Genomic DNA, 18,598 nt, shown 5'->3' with positions numbered 1-18,598 from the left:
CAGCTTTTTCCCAAACGCTCCATCACGTCCTGCGGCGAAACTCGGAACGCGCCATCACGTCCTGCGGCGAAACCCGGAACGCGCCATCACGTCCCGCAGGTTTCTCTTGAAGGCTCTGGCACTTCCTGTTCATCCCGGCGTCGTTCGGGCTTCTCTTTCGGTCGGTAGTTTGGCGGGTGCGTCCTGAAGGTTTGCTTCCTGGATCCGGGCGGCGGGTGTTTGTTGCCCTGGGTGGATTCTTTTACTGAGGGTGTCGGTGACCGGGACGAGCGGTTGCCCAACGGGGTACGTGGTTGGGCGGACCGGGTGGGCGGGAAGCTGGCGAAAGCACAGTCAGGTTATCGGTATGCCAATCTGGCGATCAGGAGCTAGCGGCTCCGGCATGTCATTGGAGAGCAACTGGACCCCGAGCTGCGGATGCGGCCCACCCTCGTGACGCTCTCTGCCGGCGGCAACGACATCCTTGATGTGAAGACGGACATGGCCGCAGTCATGGCCGACTACGAAAAGCTCGTGGCCCGGCTTTCCGAAACGGGTGCCGCCCTGGTGCTCTTCACCGGCTTTGATGTCAAGGTTTCTGCACTGCTGCAGCCATTGAAGAAGCGCAACACGTTCTACAACGAGCTTGCCCAAGTTCCCCAAGCGGCATAGTCCTGATGGGGGACAGGCGGAGAAGCTGCCCCAAACTAATAGAAAGCATGCTTACTTTTCAAGTAGCCGCGCCGCACTACCGCCAGGCCCCAATGCGGCCAGGTCTCCCATGGTCCAATCCCAACGCCGCCGATGCGCCCCTATATCCAGGGTGGGCGTTCTTTCAGTAGGAACGACACCAATTCATGGGGGAAGTGCACCTTTGCGGGGCATCTCACCAACAGTCCCGAGAGCGCCTTTTCAGGCACTGGGGGCTGGAGCCGTGGCGAACCGGCGGGGATGACTTACAGTCGCCGGCGGCGGGTGTTCCGGTCCGTTTCCGTTGCACCTGAGCGCGGGTTCATGGTCTTAGTGCCTTGCCCTTGTGGCCGCTGACGGCTGGGCGTAACGTGCCCATCACAAGTTCGCCCTTGGAGGCCTCCATGTCCGTGCTGCTACGCCGCGCTATAGCCTCGGGATCGATCCTGTCGGTCGGACTACTCGGGCCCGTCGGCCTAGCGGCGTGCACCTACGAGGCGCCCTCCCCAGCACCAACTACGGAGGCGCCCTCCCCTGCACCAACTAGGGAGGCTGGCACGGTCGCACCGCTGCCGGAGAGCGGCGACATCGACGCCGGCACGTACCTCGTCACCAGCTTCACAGAGCCTTTCGAGATCACCGTCCCGGACGGCTGGTCGACTAGCGACGGCGACGGCCTGTCCAAGGACGACCCGGATCACCCCGAGGAAGGGGCGCTCTACGTGGCTTGGTGGCCCGCCGACTATGTGCCGACGGACGCATGCGCGTGGGAGGGCGCGCTCGTCAAGCTCGATCCGTGGGCTGAGGCCTTCGTCGAGGCGATGACGGCACAGACGTCAACGGCAAGCACCCCTCCCGTCAAGGTCGTGGTGGGCGATTACTCCGGCTTCGAGTTCGACCACTCCGTCGAGGGCGACGTGGACATCAAAGCCTGCGACCGCGGCAAGTTCTGCATCCACTCAGAATTCTCAAACGAGTGCACACGCTGGTACTCGACCCGGAATGAACGCGAAACCTACCGGGTGGTCGACCTGATCGGGGAGCGCGCTGTGGTCTGGGTGGCCGAATTCCACGAACCGATCAACCCGGAGCTGACGATCAATCCGGAGCTGACGAGAGAGGCACGCGCCGTCTTCGACTCGATCGTGTTCAAGTCCGACGAGTGACGGGCTGATGCGAAAGGCGGTCCCGCCCGTGGGCGCCGACCCCTTCTCTGTAACCCACCTGGGTCTCTCATAGCCTCAGTGTCACGAAACGCATCCCATGCACGACGACTCAAAGCCCAGCCGGGACCTCCAGTTGCGCGGACGACTTCTGACATTCTGTGCAGTTGACTTATGAAGTGACACCCGTGGTTCAGAAAGGCAAGAGATTGCACAAATTTCGAATCATAATGGGGCCCCCAAAACCCCTAAGATAAGCGGTAAAACCCCGGCGGGTCCGGGCAATCGCCGAAAAGTATGGTGCGCTCCTCGTGGATTACTGGTGCTCACGCCCTGGTGGCCCGAACCGGTCAGGGTGCCGCGCAAAGGCGGCCTGAAGAAGCTGGTACGGGCGTCGGCAGAGGCTGGGCAGGAGTCTTAGCTGCCAGTCTTAGCCGTCCAGCAGGTTCTCAAAACCGGGAGCCACCCTGCCCGCGTGGAACTCCACGACTTCGAACTCAGCTACCCCGTTCGTGTAAAACGGGTCCTTTGCCAGGCTGGCGTCGAGGGTGGCGCGGTCGGCCCGGGACAGCAGCAAGCCGCCGGTTCGCGGGACCTTGCGTCCGGCAGCAATGAACACGCCGTCGTCGAAGGCCTTCTGCAGCCAGGTGATATGCGCGTCATTGTGGAAGTCGACGATGTCCTGGGGAACCCGGTAGCTCAGTGACACAACATACATGGGCCCAGCCTACCGGCCCGGCGCGCTGCTACTTGAAGTATCAACCCACCGTAGAATGGGGGTATGACCGAACCCCGCTGGCTCAACGCCGACGAACGCCGTGCCTGGCTGGCCCTGGTGAGTATCAATACCCTGCTGCCGGCGGCCCTTGATACGAAGCTCCACACAGCGGGGAAATTGTCCCTTTTCGACTACACGGTCCTGGCCATGCTTTCCGAGGCGGAGGACCGTTTCCTGCCGATGAGCGAGCTGGCCGCCCGGAGCAGCGCTTCCCTGTCGCGGCTTTCGCATGTAGTGACCAAGCTGCAGAAGCGGGGCTGGGTGGAACGCCGGCCGCATCCCCATGATGCCCGCGTGACAACAGCCCACCTCACTGACGAAGGCATGGCGACCATCGTGGGCCTCGCGCCCGGGCACGTTGAGACGGTGCGTGACCTGTTCCTTGACGCCCTCACCGAGCAGGACGTCCTGGACCTGGCGCGGATTGGCGAGAAGGTAGTGGGCAGGCTGGACTCGGACCACTGGATCCTGCGCGAGACCCCGGGCGCATAACCTGCCATGCCGTGAACCCGGGGACAAGCAAAGGGAACTTGGTTGCCCCCAACAACGGATGGCAGACTGACCAGATGGATTTCATAACCCGGTTCGTAGCCCTTGGTGACTCCTTCACCGAAGGCGTGGGCGACGATGATCCCGCCCGCCCCAACGGCGTCCGCGGCTGGGCAGACCGCGTGGCCGAACAGCTGGGCGCTGCTGATCCCGGCTTTGGTTATGCCAACCTCGCTATCCGCGGCAGGAAGCTCCGCCAGATCCTCACTGAGCAGGTGGACGCCGCCGTCGAACTTAATCCCACCCTGGTGAGCATTTACGCGGGAGCCAACGACATCCTCCGGCCCCGGATCGACATTGACGACCTCCTGGTGGAGTACGACGACGCCATCGCCAAACTGCGCGCCACCGGTGCCATCGTGGTCATGTTTACAGGCTTCGACGCGCGGGGCTCGAAGGTTTTCAGCACCATGCGCGGCCGGACGGCCATTTACAACGAACTGGTGCGCGGCATCGCCGGAGACCATGGCGCCTTGCTGGTGGACTACTGGCGCTTCAGCGAGTACTACGACTGGGGCATGTGGGCGCAGGACCGGATGCACATGTCCGCAGCGGGCCACGCCAACATGGCCAAGCGCGTGTTGGACGTCCTGGAACACGACCACTCCATCGACATCCCGCCCATGACCCCCGTTCCCGAGCTGAGCGGGCTGGATGCCATCCGGGCGAACGCCGGCTGGTTCCGCGAGTACGCCGGGCCGTGGGTTGTCCGCCGGGTCACCGGAAAGTCCTCCGGCGACGGCTTACAGCCGAAGTACGCCCAGCTCACGAGGCTTCAGCCCTAAATCCCGGGGTTGCCAGTAGCTGGCCGTCGGTGCGGACTGCCAGGACGTCGATCTCCCAGCCCTCCGTGGCGCGGTTCATCATCGGTACGCCGCCGGCGAAGATCGCGGTGGCCAAAACGTCCGCCGTGACAATGTCCTCGGCCAGCACCGATACCTGCGCAAAATCAGGGCCGGAAGCTGAGGCTGACCAAATGTGGTCCCCCCGCTCTGCGGAGCCTGACGTGGCCAAAGCCGCGTGCCGCCGTCGTCCGTTACCCAAGTCGCAGCCGGCGAGCAGGGCGGTGCGGTCGGAAGGATCAACGATGCCGGTGTGCCAGGCCTCGTCGCTTCCCGGCCGCGGCGAGCCGCTGACAAGCACATCCCCGCCGGCATTCAGGCACCAGTCAAACAATCCGAGCGCCAGCAGTGACGTGGCGGCTTCCCGGATCGCGTGGCCCTTGACGAGCCCGGACAGGTCCAGGACGCCGTCGGCTCTTTCCGGGGTGAAGGCGCCTTCGGTATTCAGCCGCCATTCCAGGGCCTCGGCAAAAAGGTCCCGCGTCACTGCCGAAGCGTCCGGCAGGGCGAGCTCCCCCCGCGCCAGGGCGCTGGCTTCTGAACCACGCCGGTACAGGCTGAACGTTTGGTCCAGCTCCCGGAAGGTGCGTTCGACGACGGCGGCAGCGGCTGCCAGTTCATCGTCCGCGGGCTGCCCTCCCGGGCCAAGCCTTTGGGGCGAGGGCGCAATGGGCAAGGATTTCGCTGGAACGGTCAGGCTGATTACCGTACCCATGCAGTTGAACGTCCGGGCCTTGAGCTGCGCCGGCTGGTGCCCGGGAGCTGCGGCGTCAGAGGTGTGCGGCATCGAGGGCTGCCTGGAGGGACGTGAGATAGGCGTTGCTGGTGACGGTGGCCCCGCTGATGGTCTGGACATCGGCGGATTGGGCCGCGAGTACTTCGCTGCGCAGCAGCGGGGCGGCCCGGTTACTGATCTGGATGGACTTGCGGTCGTCGTCGGTGAGGTGAAGCGCCGTAACATCGGTGATGGTGCCGCCATTGACGGTCATCTGCACCTGGACGGCACCGAACCGGGTCTGGACGGCGGTGCCCTGGTAGGTAGCCACTGCTGCCTGCGCGGACGCGCCCGCAGAGCCGCTGCCTGACGTCCCTGTGGAACCCGTCGAAGTGGCGGTTGTCGGGCTTCCGGTTTCTGCCACTTGGGCTCCGGCCTGCCACCCTGCGAGCAGGATGCCGGCAGAGGCAAGGGCTGCTGAAACTGCTCCTCGTGCTCTCACCAGTCGAACCTTTCATGATGGATCTGTTCCGGCCAGACACCCGCAGCACGGGCATCGGCAATGACATTGCTGGCCCATGCGGACGGCCCGCAAATGTAGATGTCGGATGCGGCGAGGTCAGGGGCATACGAAGCCAGGCGGTAGCCGCTGCGCACTGCATCCTCGGGCAGCCAGCTCCCGGAGTCCCAACGGGTGCGGGGGCCGGTTGCATGGAAAAGACGGCCCCCGCGCTGCTGGCAGATATCGTTGATTTCGTTGCCGAGGTACAGTTCCTGCTCCGTGTGCCCCCGCAGGATGATGGTGGCGTCGCCGGGGGCAAAGGGGGTGCTTTCCAACAGGGCGCGCAGGGGTGTGATGCCGATGCCGGTCCCGATCATCACTACTTTGTCCCGGGTACGAGCCCCAGTGCTGAACACTCCGTACGGTCCCTCCACCATCACTTTGGTGCCCGTGCGGAGCCTGGCCAGCCGGGCAGAGCCCCTGCCAAGGTTCCGGACCGTGATGCGGAGCCGGCCCTCGCCGTCGGAACCCCACACGAGCGGCTAGGCGGAAAGGCTGAACGGATGGGAATGCCACCACAGCCCCGGGGCGAGGAACCGCCAGACAAAGAACCTGCCGCCGGTTCCGGCCAGCCGGTCAAGCTGAAGGCCCGTCATCTCGATGCTGACCACGCCGGCGGCAATCCTTTGCACCCGGCTGACCGTCAAGCTGTGCCGGGAGGAGGCAATCAGAGGCTGCAGCACCCGGAAGTAGGTCAGGGCCGCGCCTGTTGCGGCGCAGATGGCGAGCCAGTACCAGCGCTCCCAGGTTCCTTCCGCGAACAGCCCGCCCACGCTGAACTGATGGGGGAGCGAGGTGCCGACGGCGGCATACGTCAGCAGGTGCACCGCGTACCAGAACTCGTAGGGAAAACGGCGCCGGACCGCTACCAGCGAGGTGATGACGACGGCGAGGAAAAGGGCCATTGAGACAAAGGCCAGCCGCATGTCCGGTACCAAGACCCACAGGGCGATCGACTCGCTGACCGGATCCCGCCCCTCAGCCATTCCGTACCCGGCAGCGATCAGGAGCCCGTGGGCCAGGAGCAGGTAGAGGGACGGCTTTCCAAGTTTCCGATGGAAGTCCAGGGCGCGGTCGTGGCCGAAGGTCCTGTCCACTAACGGAATCCTGGCTGCCAGGAGCAGGTAGAGGGACGGCTTTCCAAGTTTCCGATGGAAGTCCAGGGCGCGGTCGTGGCCGAAGGTCCTGTCCACTAACGGAATCCTGGCTGCCAGGAGCAGCATCAGGAGGACCAGGTCCATGCCCGCCAGGCCCGCCACGGTTCCCGCCGCGGTGAAGGCGGAGGCAGGGGAGCTGATGGCGGCAGCACCGCCGTCGGACAGCCAAAGGGCGACGGCGGCGGCGACCGACGCCCAGGCAATGACAGTGAGGAGGTCCGCCCGGAGCATTCGTCGCCGGTGCTGGGCAGCGAACAGTGCGGCCGGACCACGGGATGCTCGTGGAGCATCCGGGCCGCGGGAGCCGTTGGAGGCCGGAGATGCCGGCAGGAGCTGGGTCTTCATGCTTCAAAGATGTGCGCGGAAGCTCTCATTATGCTGTGAAAAGGCGCCTGTATTTGCTATGTCTCCGGTTCAGCTTCAGCGGTCTGCTTATACACCCTCGGGCGCCGGATTGGTCTTTAATTGCGTGAACTCGTAGACTTGGTAGGCGCTAAGTGCGCGGAGCGTGCGCAATTGCTCCGGTTGTCCGGTAATTTCTCCAGGGCGGCCGGTAGTTAGGGGCTCAAGTTGCGTGACTAACCGTTGCCCTTCTTCACTTTTGGGTCGCCCTTAGCAGCATGGTCCAGCAGCAGATATGCGGATCATTACTTTCAATTCTTGAGGAGAAGTCATGGCAGCACACTGCCAAGTGACCGGGGCCGAGCCGGGCTTTGGGCACAGCATTTCGCACTCGCACCGCCGCAACAAGCGTCGGTTCGATCCGAACATTCAGAAGAAGCGCTACTGGGTTCCGTCCCTGCGCCGTAATGTCACGCTGCAGGTATCTGCAAAGGGCATCAAGACCATCGACGTACGCGGCATCGACGTTGTCGTCGCCAGCATTCTCGCTCGTGGGGTGAAGCTCTAGTGGCTAAGGACAAGGACGTACGTCCGATCATCAAGCTCAAGTCGACTGCGGGCACGGGTTACACCTACGTAACCCGCAAGAACCGTCGTAACGACCCGGACCGTATGGTCCTGAAGAAGTACGACCCCAAGATCCGCCAGCACGTCGAATTCCGAGAGGAGCGTTAAACATGGCTAAGAAGTCCAAGATTGCTCGCAATGAGCAGCGCAAGGTCATCGTTGAGCGTTACGCTGCAAAGCGCCTCGAGCTGAAGAAGACCCTGGTTGACGAAAACGCAACCGACGAAGCACGCGAAGCAGCCCGCCTGGGCCTGCAGAAGCTGCCCCGCAACGCGTCCCCGATCCGTCTGCGTAACCGCGACATCATCGACGGCCGCCCCCGCGGTACCCTCCAGAAGTTCGGTATCTCCCGTGTCCGCTTCCGCGACATGGCCCACAAGGGCGAGCTCCCTGGCGTCACCAAGTCCTCCTGGTAACCCAGTCCTGCTGATACCAGCTGCTTGAGAAGGGCCGGCAACCTCACGGTTGCCGGCCCTTCTGCTGTTTAAGCCACGGCACGGTTGGGGCTGCGGCCGGTGATTGAGCCTGTCGAAATCCGCCGTCGGCGACTGTGGTGCAGCACATACAAGGCAAGTCCGACAGCGGATGGCCGTCCGGGGGCGCGGGTGCCCCTTTTGGCCCGGAATCCCGGGCCCAAGATCCCCTCCGGAGGGGATTTGCGGTGAGGCCGGCAGGGGTGTATTGTTTTCTAAGTCGCCGCGAGGGAGACAGCGAAGAGCTGGATACCCCGGGCGGCCAAAACCCCAAAATAAAGACCAAATCTGGCAGGGCTTTCGAGCGCCGCTGAAGAGGTGGGGACGACTTCCCACCGATGAAAATCCTGGAAAATGGATTTGCATCGGAACGGATGGTCGGGTAAGTTTGAAAAGTTGCTCCGGAGCGATCCTGAACGTTGGTTTGGGTGGTGCCGGGTGTGTCTGTTGTTTGAGAACTCAATAGTGTGCCAAGTTTGTTGATACCAATTGTTTTATTGATTGGTTGTTTTGGCTGGATCCTTCCGCCCCTGTGGTGGGGTCTGGTTTTTACAGCTGGTTTCAAATTTTGTGCAGCTTTTTGGTCCCGTTTTCCCGGGGCTGGGGGTTGTGTCTGTTTTACTTCAACGGAGAGTTTGATCCTGGCTCAGGATGAACGCTGGCGGCGTGCTTAACACATGCAAGTCGAACGATGATCCGGTGCTTGCACCGGGGATTAGTGGCGAACGGGTGAGTAACACGTGAGTAACCTGCCCTTAACTCTGGGATAAGCCTGGGAAACTGGGTCTAATACCGGATATGACTGACTGCCGCATGGTGGTTGGTGGAAAGCTTTATTGTGGTTTTGGATGGACTCGCGGCCTATCAGCTTGTTGGTGAGGTAATGGCTCACCAAGGCGACGACGGGTAGCCGGCCTGAGAGGGTGACCGGCCACACTGGGACTGAGACACGGCCCAGACTCCTACGGGAGGCAGCAGTGGGGAATATTGCACAATGGGCGCAAGCCTGATGCAGCGACGCCGCGTGAGGGATGACGGCCTTCGGGTTGTAAACCTCTTTCAGTAGGGAAGAAGCGAAAGTGACGGTACCTGCAGAAGAAGCGCCGGCTAACTACGTGCCAGCAGCCGCGGTAATACGTAGGGCGCAAGCGTTATCCGGAATTATTGGGCGTAAAGAGCTCGTAGGCGGTTTGTCGCGTCTGCCGTGAAAGTCCGGGGCTCAACTCCGGATCTGCGGTGGGTACGGGCAGACTAGAGTGATGTAGGGGAGACTGGAATTCCTGGTGTAGCGGTGAAATGCGCAGATATCAGGAGGAACACCGATGGCGAAGGCAGGTCTCTGGGCATTAACTGACGCTGAGGAGCGAAAGCATGGGGAGCGAACAGGATTAGATACCCTGGTAGTCCATGCCGTAAACGTTGGGCACTAGGTGTGGGGGACATTCCACGTTTTCCGCGCCGTAGCTAACGCATTAAGTGCCCCGCCTGGGGAGTACGGCCGCAAGGCTAAAACTCAAAGGAATTGACGGGGGCCCGCACAAGCGGCGGAGCATGCGGATTAATTCGATGCAACGCGAAGAACCTTACCAAGGCTTGACATGAACCGGTAAGACCTGGAAACAGGTCCCCCGCTTGCGGTCGGTTTACAGGTGGTGCATGGTTGTCGTCAGCTCGTGTCGTGAGATGTTGGGTTAAGTCCCGCAACGAGCGCAACCCTCGTTCTATGTTGCCAGCACGTGATGGTGGGGACTCATAGGAGACTGCCGGGGTCAACTCGGAGGAAGGTGGGGACGACGTCAAATCATCATGCCCCTTATGTCTTGGGCTTCACGCATGCTACAATGGCCGGTACAAAGGGTTGCGATACTGTGAGGTGGAGCTAATCCCAAAAAGCCGGTCTCAGTTCGGATTGGGGTCTGCAACTCGACCCCATGAAGTCGGAGTCGCTAGTAATCGCAGATCAGCAACGCTGCGGTGAATACGTTCCCGGGCCTTGTACACACCGCCCGTCAAGTCACGAAAGTTGGTAACACCCGAAGCCGGTGGCCTAACCCCTTGTGGGAGGGAGCTGTCGAAGGTGGGACTGGCGATTGGGACTAAGTCGTAACAAGGTAGCCGTACCGGAAGGTGCGGCTGGATCACCTCCTTTCTAAGGAGCACCTACAGGCCGCCGTTTCCATGTATGTGGGGGCGTGGGGTTTGTCAGGAGTAAAGGCCCGTTGCGCAGACGATTGTTCTGCGGCGGGTGCTCAAGGGTGGAATATCAACAAATAGCGGCTGCTTGTGTTTCTTTCTTGTCTAGTACGGATGCTTTGGTGTCCTGGAACGGCGGGGTTGGGGTGTGGGTGGTTTAGTGTTTGGCACACTGTTGGGTCCTGAGGCAACAGGACCGGTGGGGGCGCTGTGGCTTTTGGCTGCGGTGCTTTTTGCCGGGTTTGTTTGTTTCTGGTTTCCTGGCTGCACCGATCATGCATGTAGATGTGTGGGGTGTGTGGTTTGGGGTTGTTGTTTGAGAACTACATAGTGGACGCGAGCATCTTTTATAAGAAGCAATTTCCAAGAATATGAACCTGGATCTGTCCGTGGTTGGCTGTGCCTTTCGGGGTGTGGCTGGTTTCGGTCCGGTTCCATGGTTTTCTCGAAAATTAGTTTTGATCTTTTGTGGTCAAGTTTTTAAGAGCACACGGTGGATGCCTTGGCATTAGGAGCCGAAGAAGGACGTAGGAATCTGCGATAAGCCTGGGGGAGTCGATAACCGGACTGTGATCCCAGGGTGTCCGAATGGGGAAACCCCGCCAGGGGCGCGAGCTGCCTGGTGACCCGCATCTGAACACATAGGGTGCGTGGAGGGAACGCGGGGAAGTGAAACATCTCAGTACCCGCAGGAAGAGAAAACAATAGTGATTCCGTTAGTAGTGGCGAGCGAACGCGGATCAGGCTAAACCGTTCCATGTGTGATAGCCGGCGGGCGTTGCATGGTCGGGGTTGTGGGACTTTCCGTTTCAGTTCTGCCGGACTGGAAGGGTGTGATGTGCAGGCATAGGTGAACGGTCTTGAAAGGCCGGCCAGAGAGGGTGTGAGCCCCGTAACCGTAATGTTGTGTACCGCCCGGATGAGTATCCCAAGTAGCACGGGGCCCGAGAAATCCCGTGTGAATCTGTCAGGACCACCTGATAAGCCTAAATACTCCCTAATGACCGATAGCGGACCAGTACCGTGAGGGAAAGGTGAAAAGTACCCCGGGAGGGGAGTGAAACAGTACCTGAAACCGTGTGCTTACAATCCGTCGGAGCAGCCTTGTAGTTGTGACGGCGTGCCTTTTGAAGAATGAGCCTGCGAGTTAGTGTTACGTCGCGAGGTTAACCCGTGTGGGGAAGCCGTAGCGAAAGCGAGTCTGAATAGGGCGTTGCAGTGGCGTGATCTAGACCCGAAGCGAAGTGATCTACCCATGGCCAGGTTGAAGCGACGGTAAGACGTCGTGGAGGACCGAACCCACTTCAGTTGAAAATGGAGGGGATGAGCTGTGGGTAGGGGTGAAAGGCCAATCAAACTTCGTGATAGCTGGTTCTCCCCGAAATGCATTTAGGTGCAGCGTTGCGTGTTTCTTGCTGGAGGTAGAGCTACTGGATGGCTAATGGGCCCTACAAGGTTACTGACGTCAGCCAAACTCCGAATGCCGGTAAGTGAGAGCGCAGCAGTGAGACTGTGGGGGATAAGCTTCATAGTCGAGAGGGAAACAGCCCAGACCACCAACTAAGGCCCCTAAGCGTGTGCTAAGTGGGAAAGGATGTGGAGTTGCTCAGACAACCAGGAGGTTGGCTTAGAAGCAGCCATCCTTAAAAGAGTGCGTAATAGCTCACTGGTCAAGTGATTCCGCGCCGACAATGTAGCGGGGCTCAAGTACACCGCCGAAGTTGTGGCATTCAGATTTTTGCTAAGCCCTTGTGGTTCAGGCGTCTGGATGGGTAGGGGAGCGTCGTGTGGGCGGTGAAGTCGCGGTGTAAACCAGCGGTGGAGCCTACACGAGTGAGAATGCAGGCATGAGTAGCGAAAGACGGGTGAGAAACCCGTCCGCCGAATGATCAAGGGTTCCAGGGTCAAGCTAATCTGCCCTGGGTAAGTCGGGACCTAAGGCGAGGCCGACAGGCGTAGTCGATGGACAACGGGTTGATATTCCCGTACCGGCGAAAAACCGCCCATGCTGAACAGGGGATACTAACTGCCCGAAACCTGCCCGATCACCCTTGTGGTGTGAGGGTTTTGGTGGAGCGCAGGACCTGATCCTGGGAGGCAAGCGTATTAACAGGTGTGACGCAGGAAGGTAGCCGAGCCGGGCGATGGTTGTCCCGGTCTAAGGATGTAGGGCGAACGGTAGGCAAATCCGCTGTTCATGATGCCTGAGATCTGATGGGACCCCCGTTTGGGGGGATTTGGTGATCCTATGCTGCCGAGAAAAGCATCGACGCGAGGTTTTAGCCGCCCGTACCCCAAACCGACACAGGTGATCAGGTAGAGAATACTAAGGCGATCGAGAGAATTATGGTTAAGGAACTCGGCAAAATGCCCCCGTAACTTCGGGAGAAGGGGGGCCCCAACCTTGATGGACACTTGCTGTCCGGAGGGGATCGGGGCCGCAGAGACCAGGGGGAAGCGACTGTTTACTAAAAACACAGGTCCGTGCGAAGTCGCAAGACGATGTATACGGACTGACTCCTGCCCGGTGCTGGAAGGTTAAGAGGACCGGTTAGCCTCACGGCGAAGCTGAGAATTTAAGCCCCAGTAAACGGCGGTGGTAACTATAACCATCCTAAGGTAGCGAAATTCCTTGTCGGGTAAGTTCCGACCTGCACGAATGGAGTAACGACTTCCCCGCTGTCTCAACCATAAACTCGGCGAAATTGCAGTACGAGTAAAGATGCTCGTTACGCGCAGCAGGACGGAAAGACCCCGAGACCTTTACTATAGTTTGGTATTGGTGTTCGGAGTGGCTTGTGTAGGATAGGTGGGAGACGTTGAAGCCCGGACGCCAGTTCGGGTGGAGTCATCGTTGAAATACCACTCTGGTCACTTTGGACATCTAACTTCGGCCCGTAATCCGGGTCAGGGACAGTGCCTGATGGGTAGTTTAACTGGGGCGGTTGCCTCCTAAAAAGTAACGGAGGCGCCCAAAGGTTCCCTCAGCCTGGTTGGCAATCAGGTGTCGAGTGTAAGTGCACAAGGGAGCTTGACTGTGAGAGAGACATCTCGAGCAGGGACGAAAGTCGGGACTAGTGATCCGGCGGTACATTGTGGAATGGCCGTCGCTCAACGGATAAAAGGTACCTCGGGGATAACAGGCTGATCTTGCCCAAGAGTCCATATCGACGGCATGGTTTGGCACCTCGATGTCGGCTCGTCGCATCCTGGGGCTGGAGTAGGTCCCAAGGGTTGGGCTGTTCGCCCATTAAAGCGGTACGCGAGCTGGGTTTAGAACGTCGTGAGACAGTTCGGTCCCTATCCGCTGCGCGCGCAGGAAATTTGAGAAGGGCTGTCCTTAGTACGAGAGGACCGGGACGGACGAACCTCTGGTGTGTCAGTTGTACTGCCAAGTGCACCGCTGATTAGCTACGTTCGGATGGGATAACCGCTGAAAGCATCTAAGCGGGAAGCTCGCTTCGAGATGAGATTTCCATACACCTTGTGTGTGAGAGGCCCCCAGCCAGACCACTGGGTTGATAGGCCGGATGTGGAAGCGAGGACTAACGACTCGTGAAGCTGACCGGTACTAATAGGCCGATAACTTACACCACACACCATTGGCGTGAACGGATTCAAAAGACGTTCACACCAGCTGATGGTAAAAAGAAACAAGACTGCTTGCGTCCACTATGTGGTTCCCAAACAACAAACCAAACCTGGTTTCGTTGCTGAGGGAACATAATTGAATAACAACACCACTACTGCATTCATTGCAGAACATGTTGTAACCACAGTTTTCCCACACCACCCCCCCCGGGGTGTGTGGCGGGTACAAGGGTTACGGCGGTCATAGCGTGGGGGAAACGCCCGGTCCCATTCCGAACCCGGAAGCTAAGACCCACAGCGCCGATGGTACTGCACCCGGGAGGGTGTGGGAGAGTAGGTCACCGCCGGACATAAATTACAAGAGCAGGGCCCTGACAAACGACGTCAGGGCCCTCTCTGCTTTAACCCCAACCCCCCATCCAACAACCCCCCCCACACCCGCCTAGACTTACCGTCATGGCCTCACATTCCCGCGCACCCCGCATCCAGCGAGCAACGATCTTGGATGTTGCGGCCGCCGCGGGTGTCTCGCGCCAGACGGTGACCCGCGCAATGAACGAGATGCCGGGAATCAGCCCGGCTACGCGGGAGCGCGTGCAACAACTTGCGGCAGAGCTCGGCTACACCCCCAGCCGCTTCGCGAAGGGCTTGGTGCAAGGAGCCCGGACCTCCCTCGGGCTGGCCATACCGGACCTCACCAACCCGTACTTCCCGGCTTTCGCGTCAAGCGTGGTGGAAGTAGCAACCCAGCGCGGCTGGAATGTGGTGGTTGATGATTTTGGCCACGGCAGTGCCAGCGGCCTGGATGCCGTGGCCCGGCTGGCACCGCAGGTTGATGCCCTGATCGGATATCTCGGGGCGCGCTCCAGCGATGCCCAGGCGATGATGGGCCGGCGCCCCGTGGTGGTACTCGATTATCCGGCGGGGCAAGCTGCCGGCGGGATCTCCTTCGACTACTCGCACGGCGCCCGCCTTGCACTCCATCGCTTCCAAGCGGGCCATCGCCGGCGGATCGCTTACCTTGATTCGGACCAGGAAGGTCCGGCCACCACCCGTGGCGTTGCCGTCGCCGCGGTCGCCGCCGAGGCGGGAATCGAGCTCATCGTCCGGCAGAGCAGAGATACCGCTCGCGCAGCCCGAGATGCCGTCCGGTCGATGCTCGAGGAACACTGCGGGATCGACGGGCTTCTGGTGTTCAATGACCTGATGGCGGCGGGGGCTTTGAAAGCGCTGTCCGATGCCGGAAGGACAGTTCCAGGGGACTGTGCGGTGATAGGGATGGACGGCATACCCCTGGGCGAACTCGTGACACCTGAGCTGACCACGCTGGCACTCGACCTAAGGGCGGTAGGCCGGTCCGCCGTCGACCTCGTGGACAATCTCCTCAGCGGCGCCATCCAAGCCGGGAGCGAGGACGCCAAGCTGACCCTTAAACACCAGCTGGTGCTTCGCCAATCTGCCTGAACCCTCTACTCAAGGCAGGCAACAAACGGTAGGCTGGGTCTTGAGTCGTGAACGTTCACGTACAACGCCCCACCAGATTGCCCTCCACCTCCGGATCACCCATGAAGCAAGGAAGCCCATGTCAGTTCAATCCCCTTCCCTCCTCTCCGGCAACTCCCCCGAAAGCACTGGAGGGCACTCCCGCAGCCTGGAAATAGGCGCGGAGGCTATCGCGAATCTGGCTTCCCTGGAACCCGGGAAAGGAACGTTGCCGGCACGGGCCTACCTACACAGTGACGCGCCCCGATTGTCCTTAAACGGGCAATGGCAATTCCGGCTCAGCCCCGGAATCAGGGTGGCTCCTGACAACGGTTGGCAGCTGGGGGAGGACCTGAAGGACTTCGGCATCCTGCCTGTCCCGTCCAGCTGGCCCATGCACGGCCACGGCGCTCCCGCCTACACCAACGTCCAGTTCCCATTCGCTGTGGAGCCGCCGCACGTCCCGGAGTCCAACCCCATCGGCGACCACGTGGTGGTCTTCGAGGCGGGGCCCGAATTCCTTCCACACGCGCTGCTGCGGTTCGACGGCATCGAATCTGCCGGGACGGTGTGGTTGAACGGCGCGGAACTCGGCACCACACGGGGCAGCAGGCTGGCCCATGAATTCGACGTGACCGGAATCCTCACGCAGGGGAAGAACACCCTGGCCGTGCGGGTGGCGCAGTTTTCCGCTGCCAGTTATGCGGAGGACCAGGACATGTGGTGGCTCCCCGGCATCTTCCGCGACGTCACGCTACAGGCCCGCCCGGCCGGCGGCATCGATGATGCATTTGTCCACGCGGAGTACGATCACCGCACGGGCGAAGGCATCCTTACCGTGGAGGTGAGCCGGGGCGGGCAGGCGATTGACGCCGTCGTTCGCGTTCCGGAGCTGAATCTGGAACTGCCGGCCGGGACTGAGGTGCGCATTCCCGCCGTCGAACCCTGGTCCGCCGAGGTGCCCCGGCTTTATGCGGCAACCATAGGCGTAGCCGGCGAGACCGTAACGCTGCAGGTGGGCTTCCGCAGTATTGTCATCGAAGATGCCCAGTTCAAGGTCAACGGGCGGCGGATCCTGCTGCGCGGAGTCAACCGCCACGAGCACCACCCGCGCCTTGGCCGGGTGGTGCCCCGGGACGTCGTGGAGGCCGAACTGCGGCTGATGAAGCAGCACAACATCAACGCCATCCGGACGTCCCACTACCCGCCGCACCCCGAGTTCCTTGCCCTCGCGGACCAGCTCGGTTTTTATGTTGTGCTTGAGTGCGACCTCGAAACGCATGGCTTCGAGAGTGCCGGCTGGGCCCGGAACCCCAGCGATGATCCGCAGTGGGAGGAAGCCCTGGTTGACCGTATGCGCCGCACGGTGGAGCGGGATAAGAACCATCCAGCGGTGATCATGTGGTCGCTGGGCAATGAAGCCGGCACCGGCAGGAATCTCGCGGCGATGTCGCGCTGGGCCAAGGACCGGGACCCGTCGCGTCCCATCCACTACGAGGGCGACTGGTCCTCGGCGCATGTTGACGTCTACTCCCGGATGTATGCCAGCCAGGCGGAAACGGCGCTGATCGGGCAGGGAATTGAGCCGCCCCTGGAGGATGCCGCGCTGGACGCCCGGCGCCGGGCCATGCCTTTTATGCTTTGCGAATATGTGCACGCCATGGGTAACGGACCTGGCGGCATGTCGGAGTACCAGGAGCTTTTCGAGAAGTATCCGCGCCTGATGGGCGGGTTTGTGTGGGAATGGCTCGAACACGGCATCACCGTCACATCTCCGGACGGCGGCCGGCACTATGCCTACGGTGGCGACTTTGGTGAGGAAGTTCACGACGGCAACTTCGTCACCGATGGCTTGGTGGACGCCGACCGCAACCCCAGGCCAGGGCTGCTGGACTTCAAAAAGGTCATCGAGCCCCTCCCCATCACGGTGGCCGGTGACTGGTCCGGCTTCACCGTCTGCAACGGCCAGGACTTCGCGGACACTTCGGCGTTCAGCTTCCGCTACACGGTGGAGGCCAATGGCGGGGCGGTCGACGGCGGCACAGTCGAAGTTGCGCCGGTGTCACCTCAGGATGAGGCAGTTGTGCCGCTTCCGGCCAGCCTTGCGGCTTTGGTCTCGGGGCTGACTGAGGGCCACGCCGCGGTCCTTTCAGTCAGCGCGGTCCTCGCAGCTGAAACAGCCTGGGCTCCGGCGGGGCACGAAGTTGCGTGGGGGCAGTCGGTTCGTGGGGCGGGTTCCCCTGGCAAGCCGTCACCGGTTGAGCCGGTGCGCGTCCAGGACACCGAACTTCAACTGGGGCCGGTGCTGTTCAGCCGGATTACCGGCATGCCCACCTCCATCGGCGGCGTAGCTGTGGAGAAGCTGGCGTTGACGTTGTGGTGGCCGCCCACGGACAACGACCTGGGCCGGGAGTGGGGCGGTGATGATGAGCGGCCGCTCGCCACCCAGTGGAAGGACGCCAGGCTGAACCTGCTCCACGCCCGATTGCTGGGTATCAGCGCCGCGGCCAGCCCCGGAGGCGGGGAATCACTGACGGTCCGTACCCGGGTGAGCGCAGCGGACAAGCAGTACGGCGTGTTTGTGGATTACACCTGGACCAGCGACGGTGAAGCCGTTGCGCTTCGGACCCAGGTCCAGCCTGACGATGCCTGGGTAAACCGTGGCTTTGAGGTCGAATGGGCGCGGATCGGACTGGAACTTGTGTTGGCTGACGAGGCTGCATCCGTGAGTTGGTTTGGCCAGGGCCCGCACCAGAGCTACCCGGACACGGGGCAGGGCACACGGACGGGCTGGTTCTCACTGCCTTTAGCGGACTTGGACGTGGACTACGTTCGACCGCAGGAGTCGGGGGCCCGGTCCGGCGTCCGGTCGGCTGCAGTGCAGCTTCGCGATAAGACGCTCCAAATAGCTGGTGAACCCTTTGCCCTGACTGTCCGGCCCTACAGCCTAGAGGTATTGGATGCGGCGGAACACCGGCCGGAGCTGAAGCCCGACGGGAGGACATACCTCTATTTTGACCACGCGCTTAGGGGAGTGGGAACTGCTGCCTGCGGTCCGGGCGTGCTGGAGCACTACCGCCTAAAGCCCCGGTCAGCCGACTTCACGCTGGTGCTTTCGGTGCGTTAGCAGGCCAAGCGCGCGGATGTGAGGCAGCGCATAGGGTCCGGTCCGCCCTGCCGGCGACTTTTCCCGGCGCTACACCCCCGGGAATCCCTTGTCTTTTCGGGCTTTTTGGGGGTGTGGGGGTGGGGTTGGGGTTGATTTGCGGGGTGGGCTGTGGGGGTGTATTGTTTTCTGAGTCGCCGCCGCTGATGCGGAAAGTTTGCGGCCAACCCCCCTTCTTCAAATGGCCTGGAAATGGTTCGCTTTTGGGCGTGCCGGTTCGGGTGGGGGCTGATTGTTGGAAGCTGGTAATTGCGGAAACGCTGATTTGCAAAGCTTCCGGTGGTCGGGT

At 61.3% G+C, this 18,598-nt stretch carries 13 protein-coding genes, 3 rRNA genes and 1 pseudogene; 12 read left to right on the top strand and 5 right to left on the bottom strand.

The features are described from left to right. Positions 1–176: 176 nt before the first annotated feature. Both FBY31_RS12590 and FBY31_RS12585 read left to right on the top strand, forming a co-directional pair. Positions 177–624 (top strand): annotated as a pseudogene (locus FBY31_RS12590) (SGNH/GDSL hydrolase family protein); the annotation flags it as partial. Between the two features lie 449 nt (positions 625–1,073). Continuing rightward, positions 1,074–1,835, top strand: coding sequence for a hypothetical protein (locus tag FBY31_RS12585; RefSeq protein ID WP_142041323.1), 762 nt, complete (start codon positions 1,074–1,076; stop codon positions 1,833–1,835). A 427-nt stretch (positions 1,836–2,262) separates the two neighbouring features. Here FBY31_RS12585 and FBY31_RS12580 read toward each other — a convergent pair whose 3' ends face one another. After that, a complete protein-coding gene (locus FBY31_RS12580; RefSeq protein WP_142041319.1) occupies positions 2,263–2,550 on the bottom strand; it encodes a YciI family protein in 288 nt (95 codons plus the stop codon). A gap of 63 nt (positions 2,551–2,613) precedes the next feature. Here FBY31_RS12580 and FBY31_RS12575 point away from each other — a divergent pair, with 63 nt between their 5' ends. Both FBY31_RS12575 and FBY31_RS12570 read left to right on the top strand, forming a co-directional pair. After that, entirely contained in the window at positions 2,614–3,102 is a 489-nt protein-coding gene (locus FBY31_RS12575; protein ID WP_142041316.1) for a MarR family winged helix-turn-helix transcriptional regulator, read from the top strand. Between the two features lie 74 nt (positions 3,103–3,176). Next, positions 3,177–3,944, top strand: coding sequence for an SGNH/GDSL hydrolase family protein (locus FBY31_RS12570; protein WP_142041313.1), 768 nt, complete (start codon positions 3,177–3,179; stop codon positions 3,942–3,944). On the opposite strand, the gene FBY31_RS12565 is transcribed toward FBY31_RS12570, so the two are convergent. From FBY31_RS12565 to FBY31_RS12555, 4 genes are read right to left on the bottom strand one after another with little or no spacing between them, the layout of a single operon-like run. Continuing rightward, complete coding sequence (locus FBY31_RS12565) at positions 3,925–4,788, bottom strand: FAD:protein FMN transferase (protein ID WP_442858177.1); 864 nt, start codon at positions 4,786–4,788, stop codon at positions 3,925–3,927. The genes FBY31_RS12570 and FBY31_RS12565 overlap by 20 nt on opposite strands. Next, positions 4,772–5,218, bottom strand: a complete 447-nt coding sequence (locus FBY31_RS12560; protein WP_142041310.1) for an FMN-binding protein — start codon at positions 5,216–5,218, stop codon at positions 4,772–4,774. Before FBY31_RS12560 ends, FBY31_RS12565 begins: the two co-directional genes overlap by 17 nt. Further along, the gene (locus tag FBY31_RS23355) at positions 5,215–5,754 is read right to left on the bottom strand and encodes a hypothetical protein (protein ID WP_235013042.1); all 540 of its coding nucleotides are present in this window, start codon (positions 5,752–5,754) and stop codon (positions 5,215–5,217) included. The genes FBY31_RS12560 and FBY31_RS23355 overlap by 4 nt, the downstream gene beginning before the upstream one ends. A 6-nt stretch (positions 5,755–5,760) precedes the next feature. After that, the gene (locus tag FBY31_RS12555; RefSeq protein ID WP_235013041.1) at positions 5,761–6,780 is read right to left on the bottom strand and encodes a ferric reductase-like transmembrane domain-containing protein; all 1,020 of its coding nucleotides are present in this window, start codon (positions 6,778–6,780) and stop codon (positions 5,761–5,763) included. Positions 6,781–7,108: 328 nt separating this feature from the next. Between FBY31_RS12555 and rpmB the strand changes: the two genes are divergently transcribed. The 8 genes from rpmB (at position 7,109) to FBY31_RS12515 (ending at position 18,270) form a co-directional block, all read left to right on the top strand. Further along, positions 7,109–7,345: a 50S ribosomal protein L28 gene (gene rpmB / locus FBY31_RS12550; protein WP_104043693.1), complete on the top strand. Its 237-nt coding sequence runs from the start codon at positions 7,109–7,111 to the stop codon at positions 7,343–7,345. Further along, positions 7,345–7,512, top strand: coding sequence for a 50S ribosomal protein L33 (gene rpmG / locus FBY31_RS12545; RefSeq protein WP_013602737.1), 168 nt, complete (start codon positions 7,345–7,347; stop codon positions 7,510–7,512). The genes rpmB and rpmG overlap by 1 nt, the downstream gene beginning before the upstream one ends. A gap of 2 nt (positions 7,513–7,514) precedes the next feature. Continuing rightward, a complete protein-coding gene (rpsN, locus tag FBY31_RS12540; RefSeq protein WP_142041307.1) occupies positions 7,515–7,820 on the top strand; it encodes a 30S ribosomal protein S14 in 306 nt (101 codons plus the stop codon). 680 nt (positions 7,821–8,500) lie between these two features. Beyond that, positions 8,501–10,026: ribosomal RNA gene (locus FBY31_RS12535) — 16S ribosomal RNA — on the top strand. Positions 10,027–10,540: 514 nt separating this feature from the next. Then, a 23S ribosomal RNA gene (locus FBY31_RS12530) occupies positions 10,541–13,666 on the top strand. Positions 13,667–13,894: 228 nt separating this feature from the next. After that, positions 13,895–14,011: ribosomal RNA gene (gene rrf, locus FBY31_RS12525) — 5S ribosomal RNA — on the top strand. Together the 16S, 23S and 5S rRNA genes form the textbook arrangement of a ribosomal RNA operon. Before the next feature lie 106 nt (positions 14,012–14,117). Next, positions 14,118–15,125, top strand: coding sequence for a LacI family DNA-binding transcriptional regulator (locus FBY31_RS12520; protein WP_142041304.1), 1,008 nt, complete (start codon positions 14,118–14,120; stop codon positions 15,123–15,125). Positions 15,126–15,243: 118 nt separating this feature from the next. Beyond that, the gene (locus FBY31_RS12515; RefSeq protein WP_142041301.1) at positions 15,244–18,270 is read left to right on the top strand and encodes a glycoside hydrolase family 2 TIM barrel-domain containing protein; all 3,027 of its coding nucleotides are present in this window, start codon (positions 15,244–15,246) and stop codon (positions 18,268–18,270) included. Positions 18,271–18,598: the final 328 nt, after the last annotated feature.

It is taken from the genome of Arthrobacter sp. SLBN-100 (genome assembly GCF_006715305.1).
GTDB lineage: Bacteria > Actinomycetota > Actinomycetes > Actinomycetales > Micrococcaceae > Arthrobacter.
The sequence above is the reverse complement of the archived record's forward strand: the minus strand, read 5'-3'. Positions and strand labels throughout refer to the sequence as shown.